Source organism: Gemmobacter sp. LW-1 (assembly GCF_001303875.1).
GTDB classification, from domain to species: Bacteria; Pseudomonadota; Alphaproteobacteria; order Rhodobacterales; family Rhodobacteraceae; genus Gemmobacter; species Gemmobacter caeni.
The window spans coordinates 1-9,580 of record NZ_LJSC01000018.1; the positions used below are offsets into that span (position 1 = coordinate 1).

The 9,580-nt window shown below is 66.3% G+C and carries 11 protein-coding genes; 6 read left to right on the plus strand and 5 right to left on the minus strand.

Annotated elements, in window-relative coordinates:
• Nucleotides 1-139 precede the first annotated feature (139 nt).
• Genes rsmI through gshB form a run of 3 tightly spaced genes read left to right on the plus strand, consistent with a single transcriptional unit; the run spans nt 140 to nt 2,390 of the window.
• A complete protein-coding gene (rsmI, locus tag AO684_RS02795) occupies nt 140-1,018 on the plus strand; it encodes a 16S rRNA (cytidine(1402)-2'-O)-methyltransferase (RefSeq protein WP_054301229.1) in 879 nt (292 codons plus the stop codon).
• Nucleotides 1,019-1,020: 2 nt separating this feature from the next.
• Nucleotides 1,021-1,392 carry a YraN family protein gene (locus AO684_RS02800; RefSeq protein ID WP_054301230.1) on the plus strand — a complete coding sequence of 124 codons (372 nt, stop codon included), beginning with the start codon at nt 1,021-1,023 and terminating at the stop codon, nt 1,390-1,392.
• Between the two features lie 53 nt (nt 1,393-1,445).
• Nucleotides 1,446-2,390 carry a glutathione synthase gene (gene gshB, locus AO684_RS02805; RefSeq protein ID WP_054301231.1) on the plus strand — a complete coding sequence of 315 codons (945 nt, stop codon included), beginning with the start codon at nt 1,446-1,448 and terminating at the stop codon, nt 2,388-2,390.
• An 11-nt stretch (nt 2,391-2,401) separates the two neighbouring features.
• Here the strand turns inward: gshB and AO684_RS02810 are convergent, their stop codons facing one another.
• From AO684_RS02810 to cobU, 4 genes are all read right to left on the minus strand, one after another.
• On the minus strand, nt 2,402-3,922 hold the full coding sequence (locus AO684_RS02810; RefSeq protein WP_054301232.1) for a YifB family Mg chelatase-like AAA ATPase: 1,521 nt from the start codon (nt 3,920-3,922) through the stop codon (nt 2,402-2,404).
• Between the two features lie 43 nt (nt 3,923-3,965).
• Nucleotides 3,966-4,844: a glutathione S-transferase gene (locus AO684_RS02815; protein WP_054301233.1), complete on the minus strand. Its 879-nt coding sequence runs from the start codon at nt 4,842-4,844 to the stop codon at nt 3,966-3,968.
• Between the two features lie 73 nt (nt 4,845-4,917).
• Complete coding sequence (locus AO684_RS02820; RefSeq protein ID WP_054301234.1) at nt 4,918-5,493, minus strand: histidine phosphatase family protein; 576 nt, start codon at nt 5,491-5,493, stop codon at nt 4,918-4,920.
• Complete coding sequence (gene cobU, locus AO684_RS02825) at nt 5,490-5,990, minus strand: bifunctional adenosylcobinamide kinase/adenosylcobinamide-phosphate guanylyltransferase (protein WP_229825648.1); 501 nt, start codon at nt 5,988-5,990, stop codon at nt 5,490-5,492. Before cobU ends, AO684_RS02820 begins: the two co-directional genes overlap by 4 nt.
• A gap of 113 nt (nt 5,991-6,103) precedes the next feature.
• Between cobU and AO684_RS02830 the strand changes: the two genes are divergently transcribed.
• The gene (locus AO684_RS02830) at nt 6,104-6,967 is read left to right on the plus strand and encodes an RNA polymerase factor sigma-32 (RefSeq protein WP_082400682.1); all 864 of its coding nucleotides are present in this window, start codon (nt 6,104-6,106) and stop codon (nt 6,965-6,967) included.
• Here the strand turns inward: AO684_RS02830 and AO684_RS02835 are convergent.
• Nucleotides 6,964-7,563 carry an arylesterase gene (locus AO684_RS02835; protein WP_054301237.1) on the minus strand — a complete coding sequence of 200 codons (600 nt, stop codon included), beginning with the start codon at nt 7,561-7,563 and terminating at the stop codon, nt 6,964-6,966. The two genes, AO684_RS02830 and AO684_RS02835, sit on opposite strands and share 4 nt — an antisense overlap.
• A 94-nt stretch (nt 7,564-7,657) precedes the next feature.
• On the opposite strand from AO684_RS02835, the gene AO684_RS02840 reads away from it, so the two are divergent.
• Complete coding sequence (locus AO684_RS02840) at nt 7,658-8,344, plus strand: ABC transporter ATP-binding protein (RefSeq protein ID WP_054301238.1); 687 nt, start codon at nt 7,658-7,660, stop codon at nt 8,342-8,344.
• Nucleotides 8,341-9,580: FtsX-like permease family protein (locus AO684_RS02845; RefSeq protein ID WP_152968328.1), on the plus strand; the 1,240-nt coding region annotated here is incomplete at its 3' end. The genes AO684_RS02840 and AO684_RS02845, both read left to right, overlap by 4 nt.

Consider the following 9,580-nt stretch of genomic DNA (forward strand, 5'->3'; position numbering starts at 1 on the left):
CAGGGGCACCATTCGGGCCAGCGACTTGCGGGCCAGACGGAAAACGGGGAACATGCGGACTTCCTCACTGTCAGGGCGTAGCGGTCGCGGGCGAGAATACGCGCCACCGTCGCCGAAGTAAACTTGGAGGCCGCAGCCCATGACCGATCCGCGCCCAGCCACCGGCAGACCGCCGCCGAAACCCGCGCCGGGCCTGTATTTCGTGGCAACCCCCATAGGCGCGGCCCGCGACATCACGCTGCGTGCGCTGGATCTTCTGGCGACCGCAGATGTTTTGGCCGCCGAGGATACCCGTACCCTGCGGCATCTGATGGAAATTCATGGCGTCCCGCTGGGCGACCGGCCACTGGTCGCTTACCATGATCATAACGGCGAACAGGCGAGGCCCCGGCTGCTGGCGGCGCTGGCGGCAGGACGCAGCGTGGCCTATACTTCCGAGGCCGGGACCCCGCTGGTGGCCGATCCGGGCTATCAGCTTGGCCGCGCCGCCATCGCCGCCGGATATGCGGTGCATACCGCCCCCGGCCCCTCGGCCGCCATTGCGGCGCTGACCGTGTCAGGCCTGCCGTCGGACAGGTTCCTTTTCGTCGGGTTCCCGCCTCAGTCCGGCGAGGCGCGCCGCAAGTTCCTGGCTGGCATCGCCCGCAGCGATGCGACGGCGATCCTATATGAAAGCCCGAAACGCGTTAGGAAATTGTTAGATGAATTGCCGGAACATACAGGAGGCGAAAGACAGATCGTTATCTGCCGGGAATTGACCAAGCGATTCGAGGAGGTGCTGCGCGGGACGGTACAGGAACTGCGCGACCGGATCGGCGATCAGGATCCGAAGGGGGAAATCGTTGTGCTGATTGACCGTGCCCCGGCAGAAACGGCCCGTGCGGAAGATCTTGAAACCGCGTTGCGCCAGGCGTTGCGCGATCACCGTGTGAAGGAAGCCGCAGCGATGGTGGCGGAGGCGTTGGGGCTGCCCCGGCGAGAGGTTTACCAGCGGGCATTGCAATTGATCGGAGAGTGAGGATGCAAAAACAGCGCGCGGATCGCGGGGCAAGGGCCTGGCAGGCCGGTGCGGCGGCAGAAGGTTCGGTCGAGCGTCTGTATGAACGCGGTGGCCGTCAGATCGTTGCACGGCGCTGGCGCGGGCAGGGGGGTGAGATTGATCTGGTGGCGCGTGATGGCGCTGAAATCATCTTCATCGAGGTGAAGCAAAGCGCTACCCATGCACAGGCCGCCGAACATCTCGGGCCCCGCCAGATGGCACGCATCTGTACCGCCGCTTCTGAATATCTGGCGCAGGAACCGCTGGGGCAGTTGACGCCGGTGCGCTTCGATGTCGCGCTGGTCGACGGGGCGGGGCGTATCGAGATTCTGGAAAACGCTTTCGCGGCCTGATTGCATCGGCCTGCACCTTGCGGCAGGAAGGGGCGTCAGCAGGAGGATTGCCCATGCGTCTCAAGGTCGCGTTTCAGATGGACCCCATCGGGTCGGTGAACATCGACGCGGACAGTTCGTTCCGTATTGCGCTGGAAGCGCAGGCTCGCGGACACGAGCTGTTTTTCTACACGCCCGACAATCTCGCCTTCGTCGAGGGGCGGGTGATGGCGCGCGGCTTCCCCATCGAATTGCGGCGTGAACTCGGCAATCACGTCAGCTACGGCGCGGAAACCGAGGTTGATCTTGCTGATTTCGATGTGGTCTGGTTACGGCAAGATCCGCCGTTCGACATGGGCTATATCACCACCACGCATCTGCTGGAGATGATCCATCCGAAAACCCTAGTGGTGAATGATCCGTTCTGGGTGCGCAACAGCCCCGAGAAGCTTTTGGTTTTGCGTTTCCCGGAATTGACGCCGCCGACCGCCATTGCGCGCGATCTGCGGACGATCCGCGCCTTCAAGGAAAAGCATGGCGACATCATCCTGAAGCCACTTTACGGCAACGGAGGGGCGGGCGTGTTCCGGCTTGACCCGAATGACCGCAATCTTGCTTCGCTGCACGAGCTGTTCACTTCGATGAGCCGCGAGCCGATGATCGTGCAGAAATTCCTGCCTGCCGTCTCCCGGGGCGACAAGCGGGTGATTCTGGTCGATGGCGAGCCGGTGGGCGCGATCAACCGGGTGCCGCAGGCCGGGGAGACGCGGTCCAACATGCATGTCGGCGGTCGCCCCGAGAAGGTGGGCCTGACAGAACGCGATCTGGAGATCTGTCGCACCATCGGCCCGGTCCTGAAGGAAAAGGGGCAGGTTTTCGTGGGCATTGATGTGATCGGCGACTGGCTGACAGAGATCAACGTGACCTCGCCCACCGGCATTCAGGAACTGGAGCGGTTTGACGGCACCAATACCGCTGCCCACATCTGGGAAGTGATCGAAGCGAAACGCGGGGCATAACCGCAGGCGCCTCAGGCGGATGTGCGGTTGGCCAATGAGAGCCGGAAGCTGACTGCCTCTGCCACATGGGGGCTGCGGACTTGCGGCTCTTCCGCCAGATCAGCAATGGTGCGCGCCACACGCAGAATGCGGTGATAGGCGCGCGCTGACAGGCCGAAACGCTCGGCGACGCGGTTCAGCAGCGCGCGACCCTCGGCATCGGGCGTGGCGATTTCCTCCAGCAGGCGGCCCTCTGCATCGGCATTCACCCGCAGGCCCGGATGGCTGGCAAAGCGGCGCGTTTGTAGGGCGCGGGCCGCGGCCACCCGCGCGGCTACCGTCGCCGAATCATCCCCCGAGGCCGGCAGGTCGAGGTCTGTGAAAGCCACAGGGGGCACGTCGACCCGCAGGTCGAACCTGTCCATCAACGGGCCGGATATGCGGCCAAGATAATCCTCGCCGCAACCGGGAACACGGGCACAGGCGCGCGCCGGGTCGCTGAGATAGCCGCATTTGCAGGGGTTGGCGGCCGCGACCAGCAGGAAACGGCTGGGGTAACGGATATGCGCATTGGCGCGAGCCACAACCACATCGCCGGTTTCGATGGGCTGGCGCAGGGTTTCCAGCACGGTGCGGGGAAATTCGGGCAACTCGTCCAGAAACAGCACGCCGTTGTGCGCGAGACTGATTTCGCCGGGCTTGGCGCCGCGCCCGCCACCGACGATGGCTGCCATGGAGGCGGTGTGATGCGGCTCGCGGAACGGGCGTTCGCGCGAGATGCCGCCATCGCCCAGCAGTCCCGCAAGCGAGTGGATCATCGAGGTTTCCAGCGCCTCGGCGGCGGAAAGCGGTGGCAGGATGCCGGGCATCCGGGCGGCCAGCATGGATTTGCCGGACCCCGGCGCGCCAACCATCATCATGTGATGCCGCCCGGCGGCGGCGATTTCCAGCGCCCGCTTCGCCCGTTCCTGCCCCTTCACATCGCGCAGGTCACGGGTTTGCGCAGGGCGGGCAACCTCGCCTGCCTCGGAGGGGGTGATGGCGCTCTGCCCGGTGAAATGCCGTACCACCTGATCGAGCGCCCCTGCGCCCAGAACCTGCGTGGCGCCGACCCAGGCGGCCTCGGCGCCGCAGGCGCGGGGGCAGATCAGCTTGCGGTCGGCTTCGGCTGCGGCCATTGCGGCAGGCAGGGCGCCGACGACCGGCACCAGCCGCCCGTCGAGCGAAAGCTCCCCCAGCGACACCACCTGTTCCACCTCGTCACGCGGCAGGATCTCCAGCGCGGCCAGCAGGGCGACCGCGATGGGCAAGTCGAAATGCGAACCCTCCTTGGGCAGGTCGGCAGGCGACAGGTTTACGGTGATCCGCTTGGACGGCAGCGCGATGGACATGGTGGCAAGGGCCGCGCGCACCCGTTCCTTCGCCTCGGAAACCGCCTTGTCGGGCAGGCCGACCACAGAGAACGAGGGCAAGCCCGCCGCCACGGCGCATTGCACCTCGACCATGCGGGCCTCGATCCCTTCGAAGGCGACGGTAAAGGTGCGCGCAACCATGCTCTGCCCCGTTCAGCTTCGTTAACGGGTAGAGGCGAATGGTTTACGAACGGTAAATGGCCATGAAGGCGGGCCAGGCCTCCGGGTCTGCTGCGGTCTTGTCGCGGCAGAAGACATTGCAGAAGCCAAAACGCCGTCCCTCCAGTTCAAGCGCATGGGTCACCGGCTTGCCGGAATAGGGGCAGGTGGTGTTATCGGCGGTGGCTCCCTCGACCGCGCGGGCAGGCAACACAGCCGGGCCGGGCCAGGCGCGTTGTGGCCAGTCGCGGCGGTAGAAGGGCTGATCGGCTCCGTCCACCATACCCATTGCGCGCCAGCGGCGGAAGGCGGGGTGGGCCAGATGCGCGGCGACATAGGCAGACGCCTGTGCGCCGACCGGCAGGTTATAGGTGGCAATGCGGGTGGCGACAGGTGCAAAGAAGACGTCCGCCGCCGAATAATTGCCGCAAAGCCAGTCGCCTGTTGCGCCGGTTTCCCGCCGCGCCCAGGCCCAGATCTGTTGCAGCCGCTCCAGATCGGCCAGAACCTCGGGCGGTGGTTCGCAGGTCTCGTAGGAGATGCGCAGGTTCATCGGACAATGGCCGCGCAGGGCGGTGAAACCTGCGTGCATCTCGGCTGCAAGCGCGCGTGCTACAGCGCGGGCGCGCGGATCCGCAGGCCAGTGCCCGGCTTCGGGATGCCGGCTGGCGAGTTCTTCGGCGATGGCAAGGCTTTCGGCCACGACCACTCCCTCGGGCATGCGCACGGCGGGCACGGTGCGGGCAGGGGCGAATTGCGCCAGAAGCGCCGGAAATTCATCGGTATAAAGCCGGGCGCGGTGCAGGTTGCAGGGCAGGCCGAACGCCTCGAACAACAGCCAGCCGCGGAGCGACCAACTGGAATAGGCGCGGTCGCCAATGGCAAGATCATAGGGGGCGGTCATGAAATGCTCCGTGTTTTCCTGAGCCTAGCGCGCGAAGGTCAGGCGGGGAAACGAAACTCTGTCGGGAGATACATCACGGAATGTGATTGATCGTCTCGGCCCGCCAGCGCCGGTTGTCGAAGCTGAGGCAGGTCACAGATAAAGGGTCAATCCGGTGTCCCAATGCTTCGGAAGGCGCCTCATCCAGCGCCAGTGCCAGCCGGGTCAGGATGACCCCCATATGCGCCACGATGACAAGATCGGGCATGGCCGCCGATATCAGGGCCTGCACCGCGCCGTCAATTCGCTGCGCTGCGGCGTTCCAGCTTTCACCGCCGGGGGGCGCGATATCGCCGGGATCTTCCCAATAGGCGCGGGACAGGTCCGGGTCGCGGGCCGAAACCTCATCAAACCGCAAGCCCTCCCATTCGCCGAAATGCAGCTCGCGCAGGTCGTCGCGGGCAGGCAGGCGGGGGCGGGATCCCGCCAGCGCATCTGCCGTGGCGCGGGCGCGCAGCAGGGTTGACGACACGACCGGCGCCGCCGCTGGCAGATAGGCGTCCAGCCGGGCAATGGCTGCGATATCCGACAGATCGGCGGGCACATCCCGCCAGCCGCAGAAGGCGCGCTCATGCGTCGGTCCGTGCCGGACCCACCAAAGCCGCTTCATGGCAGTTGTCCCTTCAGCACCACCGGCAGCCCGGCGATGACGGCAACGGCCAGACCGGCCGCCTCGGCGAGCCGCTGGTTCAGGCGCCCCTGTTCATCGCGAAAGCGCCGCGCCAGCGCGTTTTCCGGCACGATGGACCAGCCGACCTCGTTGCTGACAACGACGACCGGCGCCGCGCAGGCGGTCAGTGCGGCCAGCAACCGTGCGGCCTCTGCCGCCAGATCAGCCTCCGCCAGCATGCGGTTGCTCAGCCAGAGGGTCGCGCAATCGACGAGCACGACCGATCCTGCCGCCACCGCCGCCACCGCCTCGGGCAGATCATGCGGCGCCTCGACGGTGTGCCAGTCCGCGCCGCGGTCAAGGCGGTGCGTGGCGATGCGGTCGCGCATCTCGTCATCCCAAGCCTGCGCCGTGGCGATATAGGTGCGGGGAAGGCCGGTCTGCCGGACCAGCCGCTCCGCAAATCGTGACTTGCCGGAACGGGAACCGCCCAGCACGATCGAAAGTTGTGGCAGGGATAGTTGTTTTGTTTGTGATCCGATCACCGGCTTGCCTCGTATCCCTGGTATCCGGCGACACCGATCACACCGGGCACCGACGGGGGAATGTCATGGCGCTTGACGGATATACACATCAACGCTTGTCCCGCCAAGCGATGCGGGCAGAGCTGTTGGACGCAGAGACAGAATCGCAGCTGGCACGGGCCTGGCGCGATGAACGCGATCAGGCCGCGCTGAACCGGCTCATCCACGCTTACATGAGGCTTGCGATTTCCATGGCGGCGAAGTTCCGTCGGTATGGTACGCCGATGAACGATCTGATCCAGACGGCATCGCTGGGCCTGATGAAGGCGGCCGACAAATTCGACCCGGATCGCGGCGTGCGCTTTTCGACCTATGCCGTGTGGTGGGTAAAGGCGGAATTGCAGGAGCATGTGATGCGCGACTGGTCGCTGGTGCGCACCGGCTCCACCTCGGGGCAGAAGACGCTGTTCTTCAATCTTGCGCGCGTGCGGTCGCGGCTGGACCGCGAGCTGGGGCAGCCCGGCCCCGTCGCGCTGCGTGCGGCGGTGGCGGCAGAACTTGGCGTCTCGCTCGGCGATGTGGAGATGATGGAGGCCCGCCTGTCGGGGGGCGATTTCTCGCTGAATGCCGTGCAGGCGGGCGAGGGCGAGGGCCGCGAATGGGTGGACCTGCTGGAAGATGATGCGCCCCGTCCTGCTGAAACCGTTGAAGCGGCCCATGATCTTGAAATCCTGCGCGGCTGGCTGTCGGATGCGCTGAATGGCCTTTCCCCGCGCGAGCGGCTGATCGTGACAGAACGGCAATTGCGCGCACCGGGGCGCACACTGGAAAGCCTGGGGCAGGAACTTGGCCTGTCGAAAGAACGTGTGCGCCAGATCGAGGCAGCGGCCCATGGCAAGCTGCGGGTCGCGCTGGAAACCGGGGCGCCGGGGATTGCTGATCTGCTTTAGGGTTTGGCGCGGGCAATCAGGGCCAGAACCTCTGGCCCCAGCGCCGCGACGATCTTGCCCACCCCTTCGGCATTGGGGTGGATGCCGTCGCCCTGCATCAACCCACGCAACGCTGCGGGGTCTGCGTTGCCCAGACCAGCCATGAAATTCGGCACCAGAAGCGTGCCGTATTTCGCTGCCAGATCAGGATAGATCGCATCGAATTCGGCCTTCCATTCCGGCCCGAAATTCGCAGGCCCCGGCAGGCCGATCAGCAGGACGGGCAGGTTGCGCATCTGTGCCTTGGCCAGAATGGCATCCAGATTGGCCCGCGTCGTCGCCGGGTCCAGCCCGCGCAACAGGTCATTGCCGCCCAGCGTCACGATCAGCGCATCGGTTTCCGGCGTCAGCGACCAGTCAAGCCGCGCCAGCCCACCCGCCGTTGTATCACCCGACACGCCCGCATTTAACACCACCGCGTCACTGCCCTGTGCCCTGAGCCAGCCCTGCAACTGTGGCACCAGCCCCTCGCCCTCGGGCAGGCCATAGCCTGCGGTCAGGCTGTCCCCCAGTGCAACCACGGTCACAGGTTCGGCACCTGCGGGCAGAACCGTCATCGCAACTATCGGCAAGGCTTTGCAAAAACGCGCCACCGTCCCATATCCAACCGAGGCAGACAGGCAAGAGGCGAAGCGGATGACGGTCAGCGGCATGGGCGATCCCATTCTGGTGTTGCAGGGGGCAGGGCTTACCCTGAACGGAAATGCGGGCGCGGTCGAGATTCTCAAGGGCATCTCACTGACGGTTGATCGGGGTGAGACGCTGGGTCTGATCGGCCCCTCCGGCTCGGGAAAATCCTCGCTTCTGATGCTGATGGGGGGGCTGGAGCGCGCGACGCAAGGGCAGGTCAGCGCGCTGGGGCAGGATCTGGGCGCGATGGACGAAGACGCGCTGGCGCGCTTTCGCCGGGGTAACATGGGCGTGGTGTTCCAGAGCTTTCACCTGATCCCGACCATGACCGCGCTGGAAAACGTGGCCGTGCCGCTGGAGCTTGCCGGCGCCCGTGACGCTTTTGACCGGGCTGAGGCCGAGTTGCGCGCCGTGGGCCTTGGCCACCGGCTGGATCACTACCCGGCCCAGATGTCGGGGGGCGAGCAGCAGCGCGTGGCGCTGGCGCGCGCTGCGGCACCGCGCCCGGCGATCCTGCTGGCAGATGAGCCGACCGGCAATCTGGACGGGGTGAATGGCGCCGCCATCATGGACATGCTGTTCGGCCTGCGCGACCGCCATGGCGCCACGCTGGTTCTGGTGACCCATGCGCCGGAGCTGGCCGCGCGCTGTGATCGGGTGGTGCGGCTGGTGGATGGCAAAGTCGCGGATGGGCAGGTGGCGGCATGAGCTGGCCTCTGGCGATCCGGCTGGCGCGGCGTGAGTTGCGCGGCGGCATCCGGGGCTTCCGCATCTTCCTCGCCTGTATCGCGCTGGGTGTCGCCGCCATCGCGGCAGTGGGCGAGTTGCGCGGCGCCATCCATGCCGGACTGGACGCGCAGGGCATGGTTCTGCTGGGCGGCGATGCGCAGATGGAATTTACCTATCGCTACGCTGATGAAGACGAACGTGCCTTCATGGCCGGGGCGGCCGACCGGGTGTCCGAGGTGGTGGATTTCCGTTCCATGCTGGTCGCGGGCGAGGAGCGCGGGCTGACGCAGATCACGGCAGTGGACGATCTTTACCCGCTGAAAGGTGAGGTTCTGCTGGACCCGCCGATGCCGCTGGCAGAGGCGCTGACCCCGCGTGATGGTTTGCCCGGCGCGGTGATCGACCCGGTTCTGATGGACCGGCTGGGCCTTGCACCCGGCGCCACCGTCAAACTGGGTACACAGGCCTTTCGCGTTGCGGCGGCCCTGATCCGCCAGCCCGACAGCGCAACGGGAGGCTTTGGTCTTGGCCCGCCAACGCTGGTGCGCAGCGCCGATCTTGCGAATTCGGGCCTGCTGGTGCCCGGTGCGCTGTTCGAAACGAAATACCGGCTGGACCTGCCGCCGGGCACCGATCTGGATGCTGTGCAGGCGGCGGCCGAGTCGCGGTTCACCGACAAGGGCTTGCGCTGGCGGGACAGTCGGCGCGCCGCGCCGGGGGTGGAGCGTTTCGTGGATCGCATCGGCGCCTTTCTCGTGCTGGTGGGGCTGGCCGGGCTGGCCGTAGGCGGCGTTGGTGTTTCCGCTGCTGTGCGAGCCTGGGCCGAGGAAAAGGTGCCGGTCATCGCCACGCTGAAGACGCTGGGCGCTGAAAGCGGGCTGATCTTCCGGCTGTTTCTGGTGCAGGCAGGCGTATTGGCGGTGGTGGGGGTGGTCATCGGGCTGGCGCTGGGTGCGCTGGTGCCGGTGCTGGCCGGGCCGCTGATCGCAGGTGCTCTGCCGTTTCCGGTGGAATTTGCCGTCTATCCCGGCCCCTTGGTCGAGGCGGCCTTCTATGGCCTGATCACCGCGCTTCTGTTCACGCTCTGGCCACTGGCGCAGGTGGAACATGTGCGCGCAGCGGCGCTGTATCGCGGGGCCGGCCGGGGGGGCTGGCCTGCACCGGGCCGCATTCTGACCATTGTGGCGCTGGCGGCCGTGCTGATCGGAGCGGCGG

Excerpts from the sequence above, each read along its gene's own strand:
- rsmI (WP_054301229.1), top strand. The coding sequence starts at position 140 with ATGACCGATCCGCGCCCAGCCACCGGCAGACCGCCGCCGAAACCCGCG.
- AO684_RS02800 (WP_054301230.1), top strand. The coding sequence starts at position 1,021 with ATGCAAAAACAGCGCGCGGATCGCGGGGCAAGGGCCTGGCAGGCCGGT.
- gshB (WP_054301231.1), top strand. The coding sequence starts at position 1,446 with ATGCGTCTCAAGGTCGCGTTTCAGATGGACCCCATCGGGTCGGTGAAC.
- AO684_RS02810 (WP_054301232.1), bottom strand. The coding sequence starts at position 3,922 with ATGGTTGCGCGCACCTTTACCGTCGCCTTCGAAGGGATCGAGGCCCGC.
- AO684_RS02815 (WP_054301233.1), bottom strand. The coding sequence starts at position 4,844 with ATGACCGCCCCCTATGATCTTGCCATTGGCGACCGCGCCTATTCCAGT.
- AO684_RS02820 (WP_054301234.1), bottom strand. The coding sequence starts at position 5,493 with ATGAAGCGGCTTTGGTGGGTCCGGCACGGACCGACGCATGAGCGCGCC.
- AO684_RS02830 (WP_082400682.1), top strand. The coding sequence starts at position 6,104 with ATGGCGCTTGACGGATATACACATCAACGCTTGTCCCGCCAAGCGATG.
- AO684_RS02835 (WP_054301237.1), bottom strand. The coding sequence starts at position 7,563 with ATGACGGTTCTGCCCGCAGGTGCCGAACCTGTGACCGTGGTTGCACTG.
- AO684_RS02840 (WP_054301238.1), top strand. The coding sequence starts at position 7,658 with ATGGGCGATCCCATTCTGGTGTTGCAGGGGGCAGGGCTTACCCTGAAC.